The sequence below is a fragment of the Streptomyces sp. NPDC048171 genome (assembly GCF_043202655.1).
Taxonomy (GTDB): Bacteria; Actinomycetota; Actinomycetes; order Streptomycetales; family Streptomycetaceae; genus Streptomyces.
The window spans coordinates 88,045-108,749 of sequence record NZ_JBIDAU010000009.1 but is presented as its reverse complement, the minus strand read 5'-3'; the positions used below and the strand labels follow the sequence as shown (position 1 = coordinate 108,749).

Genomic DNA, 20,705 nt, shown 5'->3' with positions numbered 1-20,705 from the left:
GACGCCGGGACTCCCGGTCAGCCGGTGGTGAGAGCGGCGAGGGCCGTCAGGAGGCGGTCCACGTCGTCGGCACTGGTGTAGGGCGCGAGGCCGACGCGGACCGCGCCCTCGTCGCCCAGGCCGAGGTGGCGCGAGGCCTCCAGTGCGTAGAAGGTGCCGGCGGGCGCGTCGACCCCGCGCTCGGCGAGCTGCCGGTACACCTCGGCCGGGCTCAGGCCCGCCACGGTGAACAGCAGGGTGGGCGTGCGCCGCGCGGCGCGGGAGTGGACGGTGATCTTGCCGAGGTCCGCCAGCCCTGCCTCGATCCGCCGGCGCAACGCGTCCTCGTGCGTCTCCAGGGCGGCGAAGGAGGCGACGAGCCGCTCCCTGCGGCCGCCGTGCGCCTCCGGTTCCAGACCGGCGAGGAAGTCCACCGCGGCACGGGTGCCGGCCAGCAGTTCGTACGGCAGCGTGCCCAGCTCGAACCGCTCGGGGACGGCGTCGCTGGACGGCAGCAGCTTGTCCGGGCGCAGTGACTCCAGGAACTCGGGCCGCGCCGCCAGCACGCCCAGGTGCGGACCGAGGAACTTGTACGGAGAGCAGACCAGTGTGTCCGCGCCGAGCGCCGCCGGGGCGACGACCGCGTGCGAGGCGTAGTGCACGGCGTCCACGTGCAGCAGCGCGCCGACTCCGTGCGCCAGTCGGGCGATGGCAGGCAGGTCGGGCATGGTGCCGATCAGGTTGGAGGCGGCCGTCACGGCGACCAGCCGGGTCCGCGGGGAGAGCACCGCCTCGATGTGCTCGGGACGCAGTTCCCCGGTGGCCGGGTCGAAGTCCGCCCACCGCACGCTCGCGCCCACCGCCTCGGCCGCCTGGATCCAGGGCCGGATGTTGGAGTCGTGGTCGAGGCGGGTGACGATCACCTCGTCGCCGGGCCCCCACGCCTTGGCGAGCGTCCGAGAGAGGTCGTAGGCGAGCTGGGTGGCGCTGCGGCCGAGGACGATCCCCCGCGGCTCGGTGCCCAGCAGGTCGCCGAGCGCGCTGCGGGCGTCCGCGACGATGCCGTCCGCGTTGCGCTCGCCCTCGGTCGTCCGGCCCCGGTTGGCCAGTGGGTTGGCCAGCGCCTCGCCGATGGCGTCGATCACCGGCTGCGGGGTCTGGGTGCCGCCCGGCGCGTCGAAACGGGCGGAGCCGGACTTCAGGGCGGGTATCTGCGCGCGGATCGCGTCGACGTCGAGGGCCATGTGCACTCCAACCAACCGAGGGCGGAAACTCCGTCCTCATGATCGCAGCCGGGCCGCGTTCGGAACAGACGGGGCGGTCGGGCGTCGGCCCCGCTCGCCCGCGTTGCGGGCCGCCCGCCGGCGGGGGAGAACGGCGGGCCCCGGTCCGTCCGGTCCGTCCGGGCGCGGTCAAAGTACGAGCGTGACCGTCCTGCCGGGCAGCGGCCCGGCGCCGGCCGTTCCCGTGCACGGCGGCCGGCTCGGCCACCGGGCGGCCGGCCCGGTCACCGGGCGGCGCGGGGCGCCGCCCCGACCTCGGAGACGGCCGGTACACCCTGGCCACCCTGGCCGACGCCGGCCGTCAGAAGCTCGTCGAGTGGGCCTGGGGGTCGCGCTCACCCGTATCGCCGCGACCCGGCGCGAGGAACTCGGATGAGGCCCGGGGCGCCGCCTCCTCAGGACGCCTCCTCCGCCACCGGCTCCTTCTCGCGCCCGCCCGGGTGTCGGTGACGCCAGATCCAGAAGACCGCGCAGGACAACAGGGCCCATCCGCCCAGTACCAGGAACGGGAACACGTGCTGATGGCCCTGGAAGTACACCGCCGTGTGCTGCGCGTTGACCGAGGCGCCCGGCGGCAGCCACTGGCCGATCACGCCCAGCGGGGACGGCAGCAGCGGCCAGGACACCGCGCCGCCGGACGAGGGATTGCCGAGGAGCACCATCAGCCCCCAGGTCGGCAGCATCGCCCAGCGCCCGAACAGGGTGTTGAACATGGAGAAGACCATGCCGGAGGTGAACAGGGTGAGCGCCAGGATCGCCCACGACTCCGCGAACGGCAGGTCGAGCGCGTCCAGCAGCCAGTCCACCGTCGCGGCGATGGCGAAGCCGCCGAGCAGCGCGTAGGCCATCGTGAACAGGATGCGCTCGAAGGGGACCAGCGACCGCGCGTGCACGCTGAGCTGGATCGCCCCGACGAAACCGATGATCACCGCGGCCAGGGAGATGTAGAAGATCGCCAGCCCGCGCGGGTCGCCCTCCTGGAGGGGGTTGATGTCCCGGACGGTGACCTGGACGCCCGTCTTCCGGCCCACGGCGGGTGCCGCGTCGGACAGAACCTCGGCGACCGAGGCGCCCGACGCGCTGGACAGGTCGAGGACGGCGGTCCGTCCCCCTTCGTGCAACTCGAAGATCGCGAAGACCTCCTGGTCCTCCAGCGCCCCGACCGCCGCGGACCGGGTGTCGTAGGTGTGCACCTTCACCGAGGCGTTCAGCGCCTGCTCAAGCCCGTCCAGAAAGGCCCGGCTGCGGGCCTCGTCGTACGAGCCGACCACCGCTGTCGGGATCGAACGCGGCGTCGGGTCCGCCATCGAGTAGGTGTACGAGCCCGCGAAGAGACCGGCGGCGGCGGCGAGGATCAGCACCAGCACCGTGGCCGGCCAGAAGGGCGACTGCCGGAACGCGGACCAGCGCCGCCCACGGGCCGGGGGTCTGCCGTGGGCGCCGTGGGACATGTGGGCCATGATCCGGACGTTTCCACAGCCGGACGGAAAGGGCACCAGGAGCGCCCTCGCCCGGGGGTGCACGGAGCGTGAGGGCCGTGGCCCCGGCACCAGCGAGGGGCTTCGCCGGCCGGGGGCCCCGGGTTCGGGCCGCCGCGCCGTGGCACTCCGTCGGGTTCCGGCCCCCCGGCGACTACCGGGGGCCGACGGCGGTCTGCGGCGCCGTCGGCGCCGAGTAGACCGACCGCACGCCCGGCACCGGGGCGGCGGCCGCCGCGGCCAGCGCCGCCGCCGCGCTGGCGATGCCCACGACGGCGCCCGCGGCGACGTCGCCGGGATAGTGGACGCCGGTGTGGACCCGGGAGTAGCCGACGGCGCTCGCCAGTGCGCCCAGCGGGACGGCGGCGGCGGGCAGCACGACGCCGACGGCCGTGGCGAACGCGACCGCCGCGGCCGTGTGGCCCGACGGGAAGGACGCCGACGCGGGCATGGGCACGTACCGGTCCACCGTCACCCGCGCCGACTCCCGGTCCGGCCGCGCCCTGCGCACCAGCCGCTTGCCCAGCAGGTTCGTCGACGCCGAGGCCACGGCGACCGCCCCGGCCCCGACGAGCGCGGCCCTGCGCGCCCGCGCACCGCTCAGGGCGAGGGCGGCGGCGATCCCGAGGGAGACCTTCGAATGGTCCGCGGCGTGGGAGAGGCGGCGCAGCGCCCGGTCGAGCGTGGGCGTGGAGGTGGCGGCGACCGCCGCGTACAGCGCGCCGTCGACGGCACGCAGGTCACCGAGCACGGCGCCGAGGGCCCGACCGGGGGGCCGTCGCGGGGCGGGCGGCGGGCCCGGCGGGCCGCCGGTGTCGTCGTCCCCGTCGGCTCTGGTCGGTTCGTTCATCGGCTCCTGCTCCGTGGGCCGGCCGGTGTACGTGGCGTGGTCCCTCGCCGCACCATCCTGGTCCGCCCCGGTGCCCGAGGCGCGTCGGCAGGGCCCGTCCGGGGGACGTGGTCCGCCCGTGGACGGGGCCGGGCGGGCGTGCTCGGCCGGCATCGCGCTCGGCCGAGCACGTCCGCCCGGCGTGCCGGTGGCCGCTCAGCCCGCGGCCCGGAAGGACCGCAGGCGCAGCGAGTTGGCGACGACGAAGACCGAGGAGAAGGCCATGGCCGCACCGGCGATCATCGGGTTGAGGAGTCCGGCCGCGGCGAGCGGCAGCGCGGCGACGTTGTAGGCGAAGGCCCAGAACAGATTGGACCTGATCGTGCCCAGCGTCCTGCGGGCCAGCCGGATCGCGTCGGCGGCGGCGCGCAGGTCGCCGCGGACCAGGGTGAGGTCTCCGGCCTCGATGGCGGCGTCGGTGCCGGTGCCCATGGCGAGCCCCAGGTCGGCCTGGGCGAGCGCGGCGGCGTCGTTGACGCCGTCGCCGACCATCGCGACCGAACGCCCCTCGCGCTGAAGGCGCTTGACCACGTCGACCTTGTCCTGCGGCAGCACCTCGGCGAAGACGGCCCCGGGGTCGATGCCGACCTCGCGGGCGACGGAGGCGGCCACGGCACGGTTGTCCCCGGTCAGCAGCACCGGCGTCAGCCCCAGGGCGCGCAGTCGGCCGATCGCCTCGGCGCTGGTCTCCTTCACCGCGTCCGCGACCTCGAGGACCGCCCGCGCCTCCCCGTCCCACGCGACGACGACCGCGGTCCGCCCGGACGTCTCCGCCTCGCCCTTGGCACGGGCCAGGTCCGCCGGAAGGGTCATCGCCCACTCGGCGAGCAGCCGCTCCCGGCCGACGAGGACCGCGTGGCCGTCGACGACGCCCTGCACGCCGAGCCCCGGGACGTTGGCGAAGTCCTCGGGGGTGGGCAGGGCGCCGCCCAGCCGCTCCAGCGCCCCGTCGGCGACCGCGCGGGCGACCGGGTGCTCCGAGGCGTGCTCCAGGGCACCGGCCAGGCGCAGTACGTCGTCCTCCTCGGTGTCACCGGCGGTGTGCACGGCGAGCAGGGTCATCCGGCCGGTGGTGACGGTGCCGGTCTTGTCGAGGACGACGGTGTCGACCCTGCGGGTGGACTCCAGCACCTCGGGTCCCTTGATGAGGATGCCGAGCTGGGCGCCCCGGCCGGTGCCGACCATGAGGGCGGTGGGAGTGGCCAGCCCCAGGGCACAGGGGCACGCGATGATCAGTACGGCGACGGCGGCCGTGAACGCGGCGGTGGGTCCCGACCCGTTGCCGAGCCAGAAGCCCAGGGTGGCCAGCGCCAGGGCGATGACGACGGGGACGAAGACACCGGAGACGCGGTCGGCCAGGCGCTGGGCGGCGGCCTTGCCGTTCTGCGCGTCCTCGACCAGCCTCGCCATCCGGGCCAGCTGCGTGTCGGCGCCGACACGGGTCGCCTCGACCACCAGCCGGCCGCCCGCGTTCAGGGTCGCGCCCGTGACGCCGTCGCCCACGCCGACCTCGACGGGGACCGACTCGCCGGTGAGCATCGAGGCGTCCACCGCGGAGGAGCCCTCCAGGACCGTGCCGTCGGTGGCGATCTTCTCGCCGGGGCGGACCAGGAAGCGGTCGCCCACCGCCAACTCGGCCGTGGGAACCGTCCGTTCCCGGCCGTCGGGGCCCAGGACCGTGACCTCCCTCGCGCCCAGTTCCAGCAGGGCCTTCAGCGCGGCGCCGGCCTTGCGCTTGGCGCGTGCCTCGAAGTAGCGCCCGGCGAGGAGGAAGGCGGTCACCCCGGCGGCCGCCTCCAGGTAGATGTTCCCGGAGCCGTCACCGCGCGCGATGGTCAGCTCGAACGGGTGGGTCATGCCGGGCGTGCCCGCGGTGCCGAGGAACAGGGCCCACAGCGACCACAGGAACGCCGCCGAGGTGCCCACCGAGATCAGTGTGTCCATGGTGGCCGCGCCGTGCCTGGCGTTGGTGAGGGCCGCCCGGTGGAAGGGCCACGCGCCGTAGGTCACCACGGGCGCCGCGAGAGTCAGCGACAGCCACTGCCAGTACTCGAACTGCAGCGCCGGCACCATCGCCATCGCGACGACGGGGAGGGCGAGCAGTACGGCGGTGACCAGCCGCTGCCGCAGGGGCCGCAGCGCGTCGCCGTCCCCGGGGGGAGCGGCCGGCCCGGTGCCGGGCGGGGGCTCGGCGCGCACCGGCTCGGGCTCGCGGGCCGTGTATCCCGTTGCCTCGACCGTGGCGATCAGGTCCGGTACGGACACCTCGCCCCCGTAACTGACCTTGGCCTTCTCCGTCGCGTAGTTGACGGTGGCGCTGACCCCGTCCATCCGGTTGAGCTTCTTCTCGATCCGGGCGGCACATGAGGCGCAGGTCATGCCGCCGATGGCGAGCTCCACCTCGGCCGGTGCTCTGGTCGTGCTGGTGGTCATGGCTGCTCCTGACGCGTGCGCGGCGTGCGCTGGGTGTCATATACGGGGTGGGGGTATATCCGCTCCGGATTCCTGTATACCCGTAGGGGGTATCGAACGCAAGCGTTCACCCCGCTTGACTAGGTACCCCCTAGGGGTATTGTGAAATGCAAGAAGTGTCCTCCACTCGCCGTCGAGCCGGAGGCCCGGAACCCGAGGAGACGACCGTCATGCGCACCGGACTGAGGATCACCGCCTTCGCCGCCGCACTAGCCGCGACCTTCGGCACCGCGTACGGCGTCGGCATGGGAGTGGACCCCGTCGTGGAGGAGAGCGCGCCGCCCGCGCCCCACGACGAGCACGGCGGGCCGGCGCCCCGGGAGCCGGAGGGCGACGGCCATGAGGGGCATGAGAGCACCCCGCCAGGTGGGCTCCAGGTCTCTGAAAAGGGCTACACCCTCGACCTCGCCACCCCGCGCGTCAGCGCCGGTGAGCGTGAAGAGCTGCGCTTCACGGTGCGGGACGCGAGCGGCGGGGCCGTCACCGCGTACCAACGCGAGCACGACAAGGAACTCCACCTCATCGTGGCCTCACGCGACCTGGTCACCTACCGCCACCTGCACCCCACGCGCGCGGCCGACGGCACCTGGAGCACGCCCGTCGACCTGCCCCGCGCGGGCGGCTACCGCGTCTTCGCCGACTTCACCCCGGCCGGGAAGGGCGCCGAGAACCTCACGCTCGGCGCCGACCTCGCCGCCTCCGGCCGCTACGAGCCCGCGCGCATGCCCGCCGTCAACAGTACTGCCAGCACCGACGGTTACCAGGTCGAGCTCGCCGGATCCCTGCGCCCCGGCAAGGCGAGCGAGCTGAAGTTCGAGGTGTCCCGCGACGGCGAACCCGTCAACGACCTCCAGCCCTACCTCGGCGCCTACGGCCACCTCGTCGCCCTGCGCTCCGGTGACCTCGCCTACCTGCATGTCCACCCCAACGGTGAGCCCGGCGACGGGACCACCAAGCCCGGCCCGGGCATCTCCTTCACGGCCACCGCGCCCAGCGACGGCACTTACCGCCTCTTCCTGGACTTCCGGCACCGGGGCGAGGTCCACACCGCCGCCTTCACGGTGCGGGCCGGAGCGGCGCCGGACGCGTCGGAACCGGCCCCCTCCTCGCCGGCCGAACACGGCGACGATCACGGCGACGGACACGGCGACGGGCACGGGCACTGACGCTCCGGCGAACCGCTGCTACGCGCCGGCCGTGACGACCCGGACCCCCGCCTCCTCGAACTGTCGCACCAGCTCGGGGTCGGCGGAGGCGTCCGTGACCAGCGTGTCCACCGACTCGGTCGCGCAGATCCGGGCGAACGCCCGCCGGCCCAGCTTGCTGGAGTCGGCGGCCACCACCACACGCTCGGCGCGCTCGCACAGCACCCGGTTGATCGCCGCCTCCGCCTCGTCGTGCGCCGCCGCACCGTGCGCGGCGTCGAAGGCGACGACACCCAGCACCGCCACGTCGAGCGTCACCTGGCCCAGCACGCCGTCCGCGAGCGGCCCGATCAACTCGTACGACTGCGCCCGGGCCACCCCGCCGGTCACCACGATCTTGAACTGCGGCCGCACGGCCAGCTCGTTGGCGATGTTGAGCGCGTTGGTGACCACCGTCAGCGCGGGCGTCCCGGCCGCCAGGTCGGCGCGCACGGCCAGGGCGCGCGCCACCTCCGTGGTGGTCGTCCCCCCGGTCAGCCCCACCGCCTCCCCGGGCGCCACCAGGGCCGCGACCGCCTGCGCGACGTGCTGCTTCTCCGAGGCGCGGCGGGCGGTCTTGTAGCGCAGCGGCAGCTCGTACGACACCCCGTGCACGACCGCGCCACCGCGCGTGCGCACGAGCATCTGCTGCTCCGCGAGCCGGTCGAAGTCACGGCGGATCGTCGCGGCCGAGACCTCCAGCTCGGTCGCCGCCTCCTCGACGTCCAGCCGGCCCCGCTCCACGAGCAGTTCCAGCAGCGCCTTCCAGCGGGCGTCGCGCGACATCCGCGCCTCCGTTCCTCGATCTCCCGCCGACCCTAGCGCACGGTCCACTTCCTCGGATTGCTTGATTGTGCTCGAAAGGTCGCTATATCTTGCAGGAACAATCAGATCGATCGATCGGGGAGTGTGCCGCATGACGCATGTCGAGGACGAACTCAACAGCCAGCCCGAGTGCTGGACGCGCGCCGCCGCGGAGGCGGCGGGGCACACGGCGGCGCTGCCCGCGGCGGGCGAGCGGGTGGCCGTCGTCGGCTGCGGCACCTCGTACTTCATGGCGCAGTCGGTGGCGGCGCTGCGCGAGGGCGCCGGCCAGGGCGAGACGGACGCGTTCGCCGCCTCGGAATTCCCGCGGGGACGCGCGTACGACCGGGTCGTCGCCCTCACCCGCTCCGGCACCACCACCGAAGTGCTCGAGCTGCTCACGGAGTTGAAGGGCAGTACCCGAACCGTCGCGATCACCGCGGACCCGGAGACGCCGGTCATGGCGGCCGCCGACGACGTGGTCGTCCTCGACTTCGCCGACGAACGGTCGGTCGTCCAGACCCGGTTCGCGACCACCGCCCTCACCCTGCTCCGCGCCCACCTGGGCCTGCACACCGACACGGTCGTCGCCGACGCCCGCACGGCGCTCGCCGCCGCGCTGCCCGAAGGGCTGGTCGAGCGCACCCAGTTCACCTTCCTCGGCCGGGACTGGACCGTCGGACTGGCCAACGAGGCCGGACTCAAGATGCGCGAGGCGTCCCTCTCCTGGACCGAGGCATACCCGGCGATGGAGTACCGACACGGGCCCATCAGCATCAGCACCGCCGGCACGGCCACATGGATGTTCGGCGAGGCCCCCGAGGGACTGGCCGACCAGGTCCGGGACACCGGCGCGATGTGGGTGCCGGGGGAGCTGGACCCGCTCGCCGAACTGGTCCGTGCCCAGCGGCTCGCGGTCGCCGTCGCCGCCGCCCGCGGCCTCGACCCGGACCGCCCGCGCCACCTCACCCGCTCGGTGATCCTCGCCCCCTGACGCCGCCGCGCCCACCCGGCGCGCACCCGTCGCCCGTCCCCGAGACCGCCCCCGACACCCGTGCCCAGACGCCCGGGAAGGGAGAGACCGTGCCCCTCGCCAGCACCGGCGACCTGGTCGGCCGCGCCGCGGCCGCACGCTCCGCCGTAGCCGCCTTCAACGTCATCACCCTGGAACACATCGAGGCCGTCGTCGCCGGCGCCGAGTCCGTGCGCATGCCCGTCGTGCTCCAGGTCAGCGAGAACGCCGTGAAGTACCGCTACGGCCGCCTGCTGCCCCTGGCCGCCGCGGCCGTCGCCGCCGCCGAGGGCGCTGCCGTGCCCGTCGCCCTGCACCTCGACCACGTCCAGAGCGACGGCCTGCTGCGCCAGGCACGGGACGCCGGGTTCAGCTCCGTGATGTACGACGCCTCCCGGCTGACGTACGCGGAGAACCTCGCGGCCACCCGGGCCGCCGTCGACTGGGCGCACGCCCAGGGGATCTGGATCGAGGCCGAACTGGGGGAGGTCGGCGGCAAGAACGGCGCGGCGCCCCTCGACGCCCACGCCCCGGGCGCCCGCACCAACCCCGCCGAGGCCCGCGCCTTCGTCGCCGAGTCCGGCGTGGACGCCCTGGCCGTCGCCGTCGGCAGCTCGCACGCCATGACCAGCCGCACCGCCGCCCTCGACCACGACCTGCTGAAGGCACTGTCGAGCACGCTGGACGTACCTCTCGTCCTGCACGGCTCCTCAGGCGTCCCGGACGCCGAACTCGCCGCGGCCGTCGCGGGCGGCATCGCCAAGGTCAACGTTGGCACCGCCCTCAACATCGCCATGACCGGCGCGATCCGGGAGCACCTGGCCGCCCGCCCCGACGCGGTCGACTCGCGCGGCTACCTCACCGCCGGCAGGGAGGCCATGGCGCGGGCGGTGGCCACGATCATCGAGGTGGTCGGCGCTACGTCCTGACGGCCCTCAGCACCACGAATCGGCTGTCGCTCGCCACCAGGTCACTGTTGCCGAACAGGCGCTTCAGCTTGAGGTGGTAGCCCAGGTGCCGGTTGCCGACCACCCACAGCTCGCCGCCGGGGCGCAGCACGCGCCGCGCCCCGGTGAACATCCGCCACGCGGTGGCGTCGGTGGTCGCCTGGTGGGAGTGGAAGGGCGGGTTGTTGAGGACCAGGTCGACGCTGCCGTCGGGCACCCCGGCCAGCCCGTCGCCCACCCGGAACTCCGCCTGCCCGGTCGCCCCGTTCGCCCTGTACGTCGCCTCCGCGGACGCCGCGGCCTGGAACGACTCGTCGGTGAACAGCACCTCAGCCCCGGGGTCGGCCAGCGCCATCGCCGTACCGACCACACCGTTGCCGCAGCCCAGGTCCACCACCCGGCGGGCGCCACCGGCCGTCGGCAGGTGCTGGAGGAAGAACCGGGTGCCGACGTCCAGCCGGTCGGCGCAGAACACGCCGGCGTGGTTGACGACGGCCCGGCCGGAGAGCAGCGGTCCTACGTCGTCGGGGAGCCGGTAGGTGAGCGGCCACGGGTTGGCCGGCCGCCGCAGGCCGGGGTCGGGCGTGGCGAAGATCAGCCGGGCCTTCTTCACGGCCAGCGAGGTCCTGGTCGGGCCCACGATCCGTTCGAACAGCCGGAGCGTCGAGGTGTGGATCTCCTTGACCATCCCGGCGCCGACGACGACCGTGCCCTCGTGCAGCGCGGGTGCCAGCCGCAGCAACTGGTCCTCCAGCAGCGCCAGGCTCTTGGGCACCCGCACCAGCAGCACGTCGACGCGGTCCGGCGGAGGGTCCTGCGTGGTCAGCAGGCGCACGGAGCCCGGCTCCGCGCCGGCCCGTTCCAGGTTGACGCGAGCGGCCTCCCGGCCGAGGTGGGAGTCGGTGATCTGCACCGGCCGGTGCCCCGCAAGCGCCGTCACCAGCGCCCCCCAGCGGTCCCCGAGCACCACCACCGTGCCGGTCAGCGGCACCTCCCGCTCCGCGAGGTGCCCGAGCAGGTACTCGTCGGAGGCGTCCCAGGCCCGGAGCCGGTCGCGCGGGTCCTCGGGAAAGCGGGTCAGCACCTGCTCGCCCCATGGCGTCGTCATACGGTCACTGCGGTCGTTCATCGTGCGCCCAGGCTAACCGAGCCGCAGCTCAGGCCCCCTCGCGCGGACCGGACGGCGTCGCGGGCAGGATGGGGACATGGACTCCGAGCTGTTCCCCAGGAGCCGTACCGAGACCGCGCCCGGTGCCGTCCACGTGCCGGACTGGCTGACGCCCGGACGGCAGCGCGAGCTGCTGCGTGCCTGCCGCGAGTGGGCCCGTCCCCCGGCCGGGCTGCGCACGGTCCGCACTCCCGGCGGCGGCACCATGACCGCCCGGCAGGTCTGCCTCGGCTGGCACTGGCACCCGTACGCCTACGCCCGCACCGTCGTCGACGGCGACGGCGCGCCGGTGAAGCCCTTCCCGGCCTGGCTGGGCGAGCTGGGCCGCGGCGCGGTGACCGACGCGCTGGGCGCCGACGCCGCGGCGGACGCGGCGTACGACATCGCCCTGGTCAACTTCTACGACGCCGACGCCCGCATGGGCATGCACCGCGACGCCGACGAGCGCTCCGACGCGCCCGTGGTCTCCCTGAGCCTCGGCGACACCTGCGTCTTCCGCTTCGGCAACCCGGAGACCCGGACCCGCCCCTACACCGACGTCGAACTGCGCAGCGGCGACCTGTTCGTCTTCGGCGGGCCCTCCCGGCTCGCGTACCACGGTGTGCCGAGGGTGCACCCGGGCACGGCACCGCCCGAGTTGGGGGTCACCGGGCGGCTCAACATCACGCTCCGGGTCAGCGGCCTCTAGACACTCCACACGTGCGGATCATGGGAGACTCCCCTCCATGAGCGGCAAGGCGGACCCCCGGGCGGCGGGGGAAGGGACCACCTCGAGGACGCGGCTGGAGCGAGGGCGCGGTGCGCTCGGACCCGCGTTGGAGCTCGTGCACACCGGACGCGCCCCCACCAGGGCCGTCCTCACCGCGGAACTCGGCGTGACCCGGGCCACGGCAGGCGCCGTCGCCGCCGAACTGGAGGCGCTCGGCCTGATCCGGGTCGACGCCAGGCCCGGCGCGGCGGCCGGTTCGCAGGGCCGCCCCTCGCACCGCCTCGCGGTCGCCGAGGACGGCCCCGTCGCGCTAGCCGCGCAGGTCCACGCCGACGGCTTCCGCGCGGCCCTGGTCGGTCTCGGCGGCCGGATCGTCGCCACCGCACCCGGCTGCGAGGTCGTCGACGCCGATCCGGCGAAGGTGCTTGCCTCCGTCGTCGAGACGGGCACGGAGCTGCTGCGGGAGACCGGGCGGCGCTGCGTCGGCGCGGGGCTCGCCGTGCCGTCCGCGGTAGCGGAACCGGAGGGCCTGGCCCTGAACCCGCTGCACCTGGCCTGGCCCGCGGGCGCGCCCGTGCGTCGGATCTTCGCCGAGCAGGTGCGCGCCGCCGGTATCGAGGGGCCCGCGTTCGCCGCGAACGACGTCAACCTCGCGGCCCTCGCCGAACACCGGCACGGCGCCGGGCGCGGAGCGCGCGACCTGCTGTGCGTGGCCACCGGGCACCGCGGCGTCGGCGGTGCCCTGGTCCTCGACGGCCGCCTGCACATGGGCAGTTCGGGTCTCGCCCTGGAGGTCGGCCACCTCGCCGTCAACCCCGAGGGCCGCCCCTGCCACTGCGGCAGCCGCGGCTGCCTCGACGTGGAGGCCGACCCGCTGGCCTTCCTCACGGCGGCCGGCCGCGAGCCGGGTCCCGAGGTCTCCCTGCTCCAGCAGTCCTACGACCTGATCCGCGACCACTACACCGACCCGGCCGTCCGCACCGCCACCGAGGCCCTCATCGACCGCCTCGGCCTGGGCCTCGCGGGCCTGGTGAACATCCTCAACCCGGACCGCATCATCCTCGGCGGCCTCCACCGCGCCCTCCTCGACGCCGACCCCGAGCGGCTGCGCGCGGTCGTCGCCGACCGCAGCCTGTGGGGCCAGAGCGGCGGCGTACCGATCCTGCCGTGCAGCCTGGACCACAACAGCCTGGTCGGCGCGGCCGAGTTGGCCTGGCAGCCGGTCCTGGACGACCCGCTGGGCGCGCTGGCCTAGGGTTCAGTGCGCCGGCCGGGCGCCCCCGCTGGGGGCGTTGCTCAGGTCGACCACACAGAAGACGTTGCCGTCCGGGTCCGCGAGGACGACGAAGTCGGGGTCGGGCGGGTAGCGGTCCCAGTCGACCTCCCGCGCGCCGAGGCCGACCAGCCGCCGCACCTCCGCCCGCTGTTCCTCCGTGGAGTCCGTGTAGAGGTCCAGGTGGACGCGTGGGTGCGGCTCGGCCGGCGACTCGCTGCGCATCAGGCCGAGCGCGCGACCGGAGCCGTCGGCGTGGTGCAGCGTGCGCCAGGTCTCGCTCCGCCACTCGTCCGTGGCGACCAGACCGAGCGCCGCGGTCCAGAACGCCTCCGCGCGGGGCACGTCCGTGACGCCGATGACGGGGACACCGAGTCTCAACATGGTCCGAGCCTACGTACCGTGCGTCGCGTACTGCGCGATCCCGTGGCCGAGCGACCAGTCCGCGGAGGTGTTCTCGGTCAGGGTGACGAAGACGTTCCGGGGTTCGGTGCCCGCGTAGGTCTCGGCGAGTTCGGCGATCCGGCGGTACAGCGCCCGCTTGCGCTCGCTCGTCCGGCCCGCTCGGAGGGTGATCGCCACGAAGACGATGCCCTCGTCCCGGTGCACCCCGAGGTAGTCGTCGCACCGCAGCGCGCTGCGGGTGCCGTCGTGTCCGGTGAGGACCTGGAACCGGTCGTCGTGCGGGATGCCGAGCGTCTCGACCAAGGCGTCGTGGACGGCCCGGCCGAGCGCGTCGAGACGGTCGGCGTCGGTGCCGTGAGCGTCTATGCGGACGAAGGGCATGCGGGCATCTCCCGTTCGGACGGCTGCGGTTCGGGGTTCAAGGGTTCGGAGGGTCGGACGTCGGTGGATCGGACGTCGGCGGGTCGTCGGTGGGTGGCGTGGCGGACCCGAGACGGCCCGTCGAAGGACGGAGCATCGACCGGGAGCCCGGGGCCGGCGAAGAACGGGTCGTCGTGCCTGTCGCATACGCGGACGGCGCTCACCACTGGCGCCCCCGGGGCAGCCGCTCCCGCTCCGGCGCCGACACGTGCAGCACCTGGAAGACCTCGCCCGTCACCCCGTCCGGCGCCTCGTCGGCATGCAGTGAGAAGTGGACCAGTTCCCATCGGCCGGTGTCCACGACCGCCGCCGCGAGCAACGCGCCGTCCACGGCCGCCAGCCGCCCGGTCTCCCGCACCGCCTCCGCCGCCCACTGCGACAGGGGCACCCCCTCCGGCACCGGCCGCCGGTGTCGGAGAGCCACCCGCGCGGGAGAGCGGGCGGCGCCGCCTTCCTCGTAGGCCAGGCCCGTCCACTGCCGGACCGCGGGCCGGCCGAAGTCGTCGGTGGGCCGCTGGAAAGCGCCCTCCCAGAGGAAGGAGTTCATGCCCTCCACGGTGCGCCACAGGTAGAACGGCGCGTACTGGTTGACCGGCGAGCCGTGCACCCCGCGCTCCCGCATCAGGTACGCCTTGGCGCCGAGACCGGGCCAGTCGTCCAGGAGGTGCCCGGTGCGGGCGACCCGTTCCCGGACGGCGTCCATCGCGTAGTCGGCGGGCAGGGTGAACTCGTACTGCATGGCGTGCATCGGCGGGGCTCCTTACCGGGTGGGGGCGTCGTGCGGGGCCAGCAGGGCCAGCAGTCCCCGGACCGCGGCGTCGAACGCGGTGGGGGAGCCGGACGCGCGGGCGAGGACGTAACCGCCCTGGACCGTCGCGACGACGGCCGCCGCGATCTCCTCGCCGTCCAGTGAGGGTGCGAACTCGCCCCGCTCCCTGCCCTCCTCGACGATCCGGGCGATGCGCGCCCTGAGCCAGTCGAGCGTCTCGTCGACGGGTGCGCGCAGGGCGTCGTCGGCGATCACGTCCGGGTCCATGGTCAGCCGCCCCACCGGGCAGCCGCGCAGCACCTCGCGCTCGCGCCGCAGATAGCCCGCGATCCGCTCGTACGGCGTGCCCGGACCGTCCAGCACCCCCTCGGCGGTGGCCCGCATCTCCTCGGCGGTCCGCCGGATCGCGGCCAGCGCGAGATCGGGCTTGCCCTTGAAGTGGTGGTACATGCTGCCCTGTCCGGCGCCGGCCCGCTCCAGGATCGCCTTGGGGCTGGTCCCCACGTATCCCCGCTCCCACAACAGCTCGCGGGTGGACTCGATCAGCCGCTCCGAGGTGCTCATGCATCCAGTGTACATACTAGTAGTTACAGAGATCGAGGCGGAGGACATCCGAAGTCCGGCGGGGGGGGGAGGAAGCAGGCCCGGACGGCGTACGTACTCCCCGCGGGGTACGCACAGTGCCGCTGGCGGTACGACGACCGGGACCCGCCTCGGGGGCGACGCTCGGAAGCGACACGAAGGACATCGCCACCGAGGAGTTGGACGACATGGAGACCCTGGCACACTTCGGCGACGGCGGGCCCGGCCCCTGGATCCTGCTCTTCCCGCTGATCTGGGCGCTGGTCATCGGCGCCGGCGTCACCCTGCTCCGCCGCACCGTATGGCGCGGGCGCCGCGGATCCGGACGGCCCACCGTCGAGGACAACTCGCCCATCGCCGTCCTCGGTCACCGTTTCGCCTCCGGCGAGATCGACGAGGACGAGTACTGGCGCCGGCTCTCCGTGCTGGACGAGCAGTTCGGCCGGACCCGCAAGGGCGGTGCGACATGACCACGACGACCCGGCGGCCGCTTCACGGCGATCACGGGACGCGTGGGCCACGGCAACCCACCCTGATGCACTGCGCCGCCGCTCTTGAGTCGAGGCGTCGCGGAAGCCGACGGCGAGGGACGGGCGTTGACCGTCACGGACCCGGTCGGCGGCACCGCCTTCGCCTTCGCCGTGCCGCCCGTCGACTCGCGGTGGCGGCCGTCGTCGGCCTCACGGCGGTCTCCCTCGCCTGCCTCCGCCCGGCCCGGCGCGCGGCCCGCCGGGCCGTACTGCGCGCCGCGGCCACGGAGCAGCGACCCGCCCCCGCCGGGGGACTCCCTGCGGGCACACGCCCGGGGTGCTCCGAGCGCCTGCCCGCGGTGGGCGTCCCCCTTGTGGGCATGGGCGGCAGGCGTCCCCACGGCGCGCACGCCCGGCAGGGGCGTCCTCCTTGCCGGGCACGCGTGTTGGGGGACTCCGCGCGCGCACGCGCCGGACGTACTCCTTGCGGGGCACGCTCTCCGCGGGCACGGGGCGCGGGGTCATGCACGGGCACGGGGTCATGCACGGGCACGGGAACCCGCACCCGCACCCCCACCCCCACCGAACCCACCGGGTACCGGATCCACACCGCACGGCCCCCGGCAGCGAGGGGTCACCGCCCGGTCAGCCGGCAACGGCCGACCGGGCGGGAGCGGGTTGGGGGCTGCCCAGATCGACCGCGTGCTCGGTCTCCGCGAACACGGCGGCCGGCACCTCCTCGACCAGGCGGCGCGGCGGGCAGGCGGTGACCGGGGCCAGGGCGCCGCACGTCGGCAGCGTGAACCAGACGACCTTGCCGGACTCGCCGTCCGGCCGGGCGCCCCAGCTCTCGCTCATCGCCGCCACCATGGCGAGCCCTCGCCCGCAGGTGGCGAGGGGCTCGGCGTCGTCCACCACGGGCAGGCGCGGATCGTGGTCCCGCACCGAGACGGTGAGCCGCTCCAGCAGCAGCTCTATCTCCACGGTGCACGTCTTGTCCGGCCGGGCGTGCAGGTGGACGTTGGTCAGCAGCTCCGTCACGCCGAGCGAGGCCCGGTCGATCAGGGAGTGCATATGCCAGTAGCGCAATTGCGCAGATACGATTCTGCGGACCTGGCCGATCCGCGACGGCAGGGCTTGCAGCTCCACCGTGCAGTGTCTGCTTGGGTGACTGATCACGGCTGCGACTCCCCGACAAAGAGGTCCGGAAGAACACGGAGTTCGGATCCAGCAGGGCGCACGCGGCGCGCCGCCGCCTGCTGTCATGGCCGGCGGGCTGGTTCGCAGCGTTATCGCCGGTAAACCCAGAGTGACGTGAGACCAGCGTGACGCAAGGGGTGAGGCACCGCAACTTACGGACATCTCAACGGTGATGTCCGGCCGCCCTGTGCACGGCCTCGATGAAACGGCGGGCCGCGGGCGGGCCCGGCTCACCCGGCGCGGGGTCCCGCTCGCCGAGCGTCAGCAGGTACCGCTTGCCGTTGAGGTCGGCGAGGGCCCGGTCGTGCGGGCCGAACCAGGGGCGCGAGGCCCGTACCGCCTGCACCGGCGCGCTGTCGATCTCACTGCCGTAGCTGGTGAGCAACTCGACCCTGCCACCGCTGATCCGGACCGTCCCGGCCCGGGTGAGTGAGCGCAGCCGTTTACCGATCCGCACTCCCGTGGCCCTGAACTCCGGGTCCGCCATGCCGTCGCCCCCTCGCGCGCGTCGGTCGTCCCACCCGCTGGCAGTCTGCCCGCACCGCGCGTCCAGCACCAGTACGCACCCTCTCTTTCCGGGGTCGTCCGGAGCACTCGCGCGAATGCGCCCCCACCGTGCGTGCCGACGCGCCCCAGGGGTGCCTTTGAGGCGCCCAAAGGTGTGTTTATGCAGGTGAGAAGCGTGTGGAAGATGTCTATGATCGAGGCGTCGGCCGCCCGGCACGCCGTCGGAGCGCAGCGTAAGGAGCCTCCTCGTGAGCACCACCCCGCAGACCCGCACCGGCGCCACCCTGGACGTCGACCACAGCGACGCCGACTACCGGGCATGGCTGAAAGAGGCCGTGCGCAAGGTCCAGGCCGACGCGAACCGCTCGGCCGACACCCACCTGCTCCTCTTCCCGCTCCCCGAGCGGTGGGGCATCGACCTCTACCTCAAGGACGAGTCGACCCACCCGACCGGCAGCCTCAAGCACCGCCTCGCCCGCTCACTCTTCCTCTACGGCCTGTGCAACGGCTGGATCCGCCCGGACCGCCCGGTGATCGAGGCGTCCAGCGGCTCCACGGCCGTCTCCGAGGCGTACTTCGCGAAACTGGTCGGCGTGCCCTTCGTCGCCGTGATGCCGCGCACCACGAGCACGGAGAAGATCCGCCTGATCGAGTTCCACGGCGGACGGTGCCACTTCGTGGACGACTCCCGCCGGATGTACGAGGAGTCCGCACGCCTCGCGGCCGAGACCGGCGGCCACTACATGGACCAGTTCACCTACGCCGAACGTGCCACCGACTGGCGCGGCAACAACAACATCGCCGAGTCGATCTTCCGGCAGCTGCGGCTGGAACGGTTCCCCGAACCGGCGTGGATCGTCGCCACGGCCGGCACCGGAGGCACCTCGGCGACGCTCGCGCGCTATGTGCACTACATGCAGTACGACACCCGGGTCTGTGTCGCCGATCCGGAGAACTCCTGCTTCTTCGAGGGCTGGACCACCGGCGATCCGGACGTCGCCTGCGACCGCGGCTCACGGATCGAGGGCATCGGCAGGCCCCGGATGGAACCGAGCTTCGTGCCCGGCGCCATCGACCGCATGATGAAGGTCCCGGACGCGGCGAGCGTCGCGGCCGTCCGCGCCCTGGAGCAGGCCATCGGCCGCAAGGCGGGCGGTTCCACGGGCACCGGGCTGTGGAGCGCGCTGAAGATCGTCGCCGAGATGGTGGCCGCGGGACGCCGGGGCAGCGTCGTGACGCTGCTGTGCGACCCGGGGGACCGGTACCTCGACAAGTACTACTCGGACACCTGGCTCGCCGAACAGGGCCTCGACATCGGCCCCTACACGACCGCGATCGAGACGCTGCTGCGCACGGGCACCTGGCCCGACTCACCCGGCAGCCCCCGCCGGACAGGCCCTAGGGACGGGTCAGGCGCCGGTCCAACGCGGTGACCGCGCCACGGAACGACCGCCCAAGACCCGGGCGGGCCCGGCCCAGCACGAAGCGGAACAGGGCCGTACCGTCGGCCGCGAAGGTCCACTGCACGCGCGTGCCCGTCCCGGCCGGCGCCAGCCGCCACTCCTCGGCCATCGCCCGGGCGCCGGGCGTGTTGGTGACGTCCACGCGATAGGCGTACACCTCGGGCCGCTCGGCCGTCAGGACCGTCTCGACGAAGCGCGTCCCGCCCCGGAGCCGGACCTCGCGCCCCGCGTCCTCACCGATGGGCCGGGCGAACGTCACCGCCGAGAACCACGTGGGCCAGCCGGCCACGTCCTCGGCGAGCGCGCGGAAGACCGCGTCCGGAGCGGCGGAGATCTCCCGCGCGAAGACCAGGCGCACCGGCGCCGTCTCGACGAAGTCGAGACCCACCGGACGCAGACGGTGAGCCATGGACACAACCCCCTTGTACGCGGCGGCGCATGCGGACGATCGGCCGAGTGGCGCCACGATAGCCGGGGGCGCGTGCGGTGTCAGCGGGGCCTCACGGGACGGACGGCGCACGCGGGGCACGGGGCGCCATGGACGCCGGGGCGGGAATCGCCGCGCCGGCGTCCGCGTACCCGGATCAGTCGGTCGTCGGCTCGGGCTCGCCCGCCACGACCAGCCCGAGGTGCTCGGCGACCTCCGCGCGGGCGTCGGCCGACAGGCCGCCGTCGGTCACCAGCGTGTCCACCTGCTCCAGCGTCGCGAAGGAACTCAGGCCCACGACACCCCACTTGGTGTGGTCCGCGACCACCACGACACGCCGCGCGGACTGCACCAGCCGCCGGTTGGTCTCGGCCTCCGCCAGGTTCGGCGTGGACAGGCCGGCCTCGGCCGATATCCCGTGCACACCGAGGAACAGCACGTCGAAGTGGAGCGTGGCGATCGCCTGGTCGGCCACCGGGCCCACCAGCGAGTCCGAGGGCGTGCGCACCCCGCCGGTGAGCACCACCGTCGCCGTGCCCGGCCGGGTCCCCGACGTGCGCTGCGCCACGTGGAACACGTCGGCCACCCGCACCGAGTTCGTGACCACCGTCAGGTCCGGCACGTCCACCAGCCGGTGTGCGAGCGCGTACGTCGTCGTACCGCCGGACAGGGCGATCGCGGCACCCGGCGCGACCAGCTCGGCCGCGGCCCGCGCGATCTCCTCCTTGGCCGTCGGCTCCAGACCCGACTTGGCCTCGAAGCCCGGCTCGTGCGTGCTCGCCTCCGCCACCGGGACCGCGCCGCCGTGCACCTTCTCCAGCACACCCTGCCGGGCCAGCGCGTCCAGGTCACGACGGACCGTCATGTCCGACACGCCGAGCTTGCGGGTCAGTTCGTTGACCCGGACCCCGCCCCGGCGGCGCACCTCGTCGAGGATCAGGGCGCGCCGCTGCTCCGCGAGGAGGTTCGGATTCTCACTCACGTACGCTTCGGTCCTTTCGCCGCAAACCGTCCGACCCGCCGCCGCACTCGCTCTGATGAGGACTTCTCCCCGCACCCGTGCGCGGCCGTCTCATCCTCGCACGCCGCACCGCCGGCCGCGCCACCACCCGTCCGTCGCGCACATGTCACCCGTGTCTCGTCATGGCATCACTCGTCACACGGTTCGGGGAGATTCCGTGCCGAAGGGTGTGCGGAGCCCGTCGAACGGAGATCCTTGTGCCCGCACGGACAGAGCCGACGGCGCGTCACGGGGGAGTGCGGA

Annotated in this window: 21 protein-coding genes; 7 read left to right on the top strand and 14 right to left on the bottom strand. The window is 74.0% G+C overall.

All coding sequences use genetic code 11. The annotated features are described in order from the left end of the window. Nucleotides 1-17: 17 nt before the first annotated feature. The 4 genes from ACGF3J_RS25395 to ACGF3J_RS25380 all read right to left on the bottom strand — a co-directional run bounded on the left by ACGF3J_RS25395 (nucleotide 18) and on the right by ACGF3J_RS25380 (nucleotide 6,062). The gene (locus ACGF3J_RS25395) at nucleotides 18-1,223 is read right to left on the bottom strand and encodes a cysteine desulfurase-like protein (protein WP_393854886.1); all 1,206 of its coding nucleotides are present in this window, start codon (nucleotides 1,221-1,223) and stop codon (nucleotides 18-20) included. A gap of 434 nt (nucleotides 1,224-1,657) precedes the next feature. Next, on the bottom strand, nucleotides 1,658-2,722 hold the full coding sequence (locus tag ACGF3J_RS25390; RefSeq protein WP_393854885.1) for an ABC transporter permease: 1,065 nt from the start codon (nucleotides 2,720-2,722) through the stop codon (nucleotides 1,658-1,660). A gap of 172 nt (nucleotides 2,723-2,894) precedes the next feature. Next, nucleotides 2,895-3,590: a phosphatase PAP2 family protein gene (locus ACGF3J_RS25385; RefSeq protein WP_393854884.1), complete on the bottom strand. Its 696-nt coding sequence runs from the start codon at nucleotides 3,588-3,590 to the stop codon at nucleotides 2,895-2,897. Between the two features lie 195 nt (nucleotides 3,591-3,785). Next, a complete protein-coding gene (locus ACGF3J_RS25380) occupies nucleotides 3,786-6,062 on the bottom strand; it encodes a heavy metal translocating P-type ATPase (RefSeq protein ID WP_393854883.1) in 2,277 nt (758 codons plus the stop codon). Between the two features lie 209 nt (nucleotides 6,063-6,271). Between ACGF3J_RS25380 and ACGF3J_RS25375 the strand changes: the two genes are divergently transcribed. Further along, on the top strand, nucleotides 6,272-7,267 hold the full coding sequence (locus ACGF3J_RS25375; RefSeq protein WP_393854882.1) for a hypothetical protein: 996 nt from the start codon (nucleotides 6,272-6,274) through the stop codon (nucleotides 7,265-7,267). 18 nt (nucleotides 7,268-7,285) lie between these two features. On the opposite strand, the gene ACGF3J_RS25370 is transcribed toward ACGF3J_RS25375, so the two are convergent. Beyond that, nucleotides 7,286-8,071, bottom strand: a complete 786-nt coding sequence (locus tag ACGF3J_RS25370) for a DeoR/GlpR family DNA-binding transcription regulator (protein ID WP_161330417.1) — start codon at nucleotides 8,069-8,071, stop codon at nucleotides 7,286-7,288. A gap of 130 nt (nucleotides 8,072-8,201) precedes the next feature. Here ACGF3J_RS25370 and ACGF3J_RS25365 point away from each other — a divergent pair, with 130 nt between their 5' ends. Beyond that, entirely contained in the window at nucleotides 8,202-9,083 is an 882-nt protein-coding gene (locus ACGF3J_RS25365) for an SIS domain-containing protein (protein WP_393854881.1), read from the top strand. 89 nt (nucleotides 9,084-9,172) lie between these two features. Next, nucleotides 9,173-10,030: a class II fructose-bisphosphate aldolase gene (locus tag ACGF3J_RS25360; protein WP_161330419.1), complete on the top strand. Its 858-nt coding sequence runs from the start codon at nucleotides 9,173-9,175 to the stop codon at nucleotides 10,028-10,030. Here the strand turns inward: ACGF3J_RS25360 and ACGF3J_RS25355 are convergent. Further along, nucleotides 10,020-11,156: a methyltransferase gene (locus ACGF3J_RS25355; protein WP_393854968.1), complete on the bottom strand. Its 1,137-nt coding sequence runs from the start codon at nucleotides 11,154-11,156 to the stop codon at nucleotides 10,020-10,022. The two genes, ACGF3J_RS25360 and ACGF3J_RS25355, sit on opposite strands and share 11 nt — an antisense overlap. A 97-nt stretch (nucleotides 11,157-11,253) precedes the next feature. Here ACGF3J_RS25355 and ACGF3J_RS25350 point away from each other — a divergent pair, with 97 nt between their 5' ends. Both ACGF3J_RS25350 and ACGF3J_RS25345 read left to right on the top strand, forming a co-directional pair. Further along, nucleotides 11,254-11,904 carry an alpha-ketoglutarate-dependent dioxygenase AlkB gene (locus tag ACGF3J_RS25350; RefSeq protein WP_161330421.1) on the top strand — a complete coding sequence of 217 codons (651 nt, stop codon included), beginning with the start codon at nucleotides 11,254-11,256 and terminating at the stop codon, nucleotides 11,902-11,904. A gap of 37 nt (nucleotides 11,905-11,941) precedes the next feature. Continuing rightward, the gene (locus ACGF3J_RS25345) at nucleotides 11,942-13,180 is read left to right on the top strand and encodes an ROK family protein (protein ID WP_161330422.1); all 1,239 of its coding nucleotides are present in this window, start codon (nucleotides 11,942-11,944) and stop codon (nucleotides 13,178-13,180) included. Nucleotides 13,181-13,183: 3 nt separating this feature from the next. Here ACGF3J_RS25345 and ACGF3J_RS25340 read toward each other — a convergent pair whose 3' ends face one another. The 4 genes from ACGF3J_RS25340 to ACGF3J_RS25325 all read right to left on the bottom strand — a co-directional run bounded on the left by ACGF3J_RS25340 (nucleotide 13,184) and on the right by ACGF3J_RS25325 (nucleotide 15,356). Then, nucleotides 13,184-13,582: a VOC family protein gene (locus ACGF3J_RS25340; protein WP_161330423.1), complete on the bottom strand. Its 399-nt coding sequence runs from the start codon at nucleotides 13,580-13,582 to the stop codon at nucleotides 13,184-13,186. 9 nt (nucleotides 13,583-13,591) lie between these two features. After that, a complete protein-coding gene (locus ACGF3J_RS25335; RefSeq protein ID WP_161330424.1) occupies nucleotides 13,592-13,984 on the bottom strand; it encodes a tautomerase family protein in 393 nt (130 codons plus the stop codon). 199 nt (nucleotides 13,985-14,183) lie between these two features. Beyond that, entirely contained in the window at nucleotides 14,184-14,771 is a 588-nt protein-coding gene (locus ACGF3J_RS25330) for a DUF4865 family protein (RefSeq protein WP_161330425.1), read from the bottom strand. Between the two features lie 12 nt (nucleotides 14,772-14,783). After that, nucleotides 14,784-15,356: a TetR/AcrR family transcriptional regulator gene (locus tag ACGF3J_RS25325; RefSeq protein WP_161330426.1), complete on the bottom strand. Its 573-nt coding sequence runs from the start codon at nucleotides 15,354-15,356 to the stop codon at nucleotides 14,784-14,786. A gap of 206 nt (nucleotides 15,357-15,562) precedes the next feature. Between ACGF3J_RS25325 and ACGF3J_RS25320 the strand changes: the two genes are divergently transcribed. After that, complete coding sequence (locus ACGF3J_RS25320) at nucleotides 15,563-15,844, top strand: SHOCT domain-containing protein (protein WP_161330427.1); 282 nt, start codon at nucleotides 15,563-15,565, stop codon at nucleotides 15,842-15,844. A 645-nt stretch (nucleotides 15,845-16,489) separates the two neighbouring features. Here the strand turns inward: ACGF3J_RS25320 and ACGF3J_RS25315 are convergent. Together ACGF3J_RS25315 and ACGF3J_RS25310 are read right to left on the bottom strand one after the other, a co-directional pair. Beyond that, nucleotides 16,490-17,023, bottom strand: coding sequence for an ATP-binding protein (locus tag ACGF3J_RS25315; RefSeq protein WP_346346196.1), 534 nt, complete (start codon nucleotides 17,021-17,023; stop codon nucleotides 16,490-16,492). A 184-nt stretch (nucleotides 17,024-17,207) separates the two neighbouring features. Continuing rightward, nucleotides 17,208-17,531 (bottom strand): hypothetical protein, encoded by a 324-nt coding sequence (locus ACGF3J_RS25310; RefSeq protein WP_122620713.1) that lies wholly within the window; start codon nucleotides 17,529-17,531, stop codon nucleotides 17,208-17,210. A gap of 268 nt (nucleotides 17,532-17,799) precedes the next feature. On the opposite strand from ACGF3J_RS25310, the gene ACGF3J_RS25305 reads away from it, so the two are divergent. Further along, nucleotides 17,800-18,984: a PLP-dependent cysteine synthase family protein gene (locus ACGF3J_RS25305; protein WP_346346197.1), complete on the top strand. Its 1,185-nt coding sequence runs from the start codon at nucleotides 17,800-17,802 to the stop codon at nucleotides 18,982-18,984. On the opposite strand, the gene ACGF3J_RS25300 is transcribed toward ACGF3J_RS25305, so the two are convergent. Next, on the bottom strand, nucleotides 18,950-19,423 hold the full coding sequence (locus ACGF3J_RS25300; protein ID WP_161330428.1) for an SRPBCC family protein: 474 nt from the start codon (nucleotides 19,421-19,423) through the stop codon (nucleotides 18,950-18,952). The genes ACGF3J_RS25305 and ACGF3J_RS25300 overlap by 35 nt on opposite strands. A gap of 175 nt (nucleotides 19,424-19,598) precedes the next feature. Next, nucleotides 19,599-20,423 carry a DeoR/GlpR family DNA-binding transcription regulator gene (locus ACGF3J_RS25295; protein ID WP_161331048.1) on the bottom strand — a complete coding sequence of 275 codons (825 nt, stop codon included), beginning with the start codon at nucleotides 20,421-20,423 and terminating at the stop codon, nucleotides 19,599-19,601. Nucleotides 20,424-20,705 lie beyond the last annotated feature (282 nt).

What these genes read in the sequence shown, in the direction of transcription:
- ACGF3J_RS25375 (WP_393854882.1), top strand. Translation starts at nt 6,272, where the DNA reads ATGCGCACCGGACTGAGGATCACCGCCTTCGCCGCCGCACTAGCCGCG.
- ACGF3J_RS25325 (WP_161330426.1), bottom strand. Translation starts at nt 15,356, where the DNA reads ATGAGCACCTCGGAGCGGCTGATCGAGTCCACCCGCGAGCTGTTGTGG.
- ACGF3J_RS25390 (WP_393854885.1), bottom strand. Translation starts at nt 2,722, where the DNA reads ATGGCCCACATGTCCCACGGCGCCCACGGCAGACCCCCGGCCCGTGGG.
- ACGF3J_RS25335 (WP_161330424.1), bottom strand. Translation starts at nt 13,984, where the DNA reads ATGCCCTTCGTCCGCATAGACGCTCACGGCACCGACGCCGACCGTCTC.
- ACGF3J_RS25365 (WP_393854881.1), top strand. Translation starts at nt 8,202, where the DNA reads ATGACGCATGTCGAGGACGAACTCAACAGCCAGCCCGAGTGCTGGACG.
- ACGF3J_RS25320 (WP_161330427.1), top strand. Translation starts at nt 15,563, where the DNA reads ATGGAGACCCTGGCACACTTCGGCGACGGCGGGCCCGGCCCCTGGATC.
- ACGF3J_RS25380 (WP_393854883.1), bottom strand. Translation starts at nt 6,062, where the DNA reads ATGACCACCAGCACGACCAGAGCACCGGCCGAGGTGGAGCTCGCCATC.
- ACGF3J_RS25355 (WP_393854968.1), bottom strand. Translation starts at nt 11,156, where the DNA reads ATGACGACGCCATGGGGCGAGCAGGTGCTGACCCGCTTTCCCGAGGAC.
- ACGF3J_RS25370 (WP_161330417.1), bottom strand. Translation starts at nt 8,071, where the DNA reads ATGTCGCGCGACGCCCGCTGGAAGGCGCTGCTGGAACTGCTCGTGGAG.
- ACGF3J_RS25395 (WP_393854886.1), bottom strand. Translation starts at nt 1,223, where the DNA reads ATGGCCCTCGACGTCGACGCGATCCGCGCGCAGATACCCGCCCTGAAG.
- ACGF3J_RS25330 (WP_161330425.1), bottom strand. Translation starts at nt 14,771, where the DNA reads ATGCACGCCATGCAGTACGAGTTCACCCTGCCCGCCGACTACGCGATG.
- ACGF3J_RS25300 (WP_161330428.1), bottom strand. Translation starts at nt 19,423, where the DNA reads ATGGCTCACCGTCTGCGTCCGGTGGGTCTCGACTTCGTCGAGACGGCG.
- ACGF3J_RS25350 (WP_161330421.1), top strand. Translation starts at nt 11,254, where the DNA reads ATGGACTCCGAGCTGTTCCCCAGGAGCCGTACCGAGACCGCGCCCGGT.
- ACGF3J_RS25345 (WP_161330422.1), top strand. Translation starts at nt 11,942, where the DNA reads ATGAGCGGCAAGGCGGACCCCCGGGCGGCGGGGGAAGGGACCACCTCG.
- ACGF3J_RS25310 (WP_122620713.1), bottom strand. Translation starts at nt 17,531, where the DNA reads ATGGCGGACCCGGAGTTCAGGGCCACGGGAGTGCGGATCGGTAAACGG.
- ACGF3J_RS25385 (WP_393854884.1), bottom strand. Translation starts at nt 3,590, where the DNA reads ATGAACGAACCGACCAGAGCCGACGGGGACGACGACACCGGCGGCCCG.
- ACGF3J_RS25340 (WP_161330423.1), bottom strand. Translation starts at nt 13,582, where the DNA reads ATGTTGAGACTCGGTGTCCCCGTCATCGGCGTCACGGACGTGCCCCGC.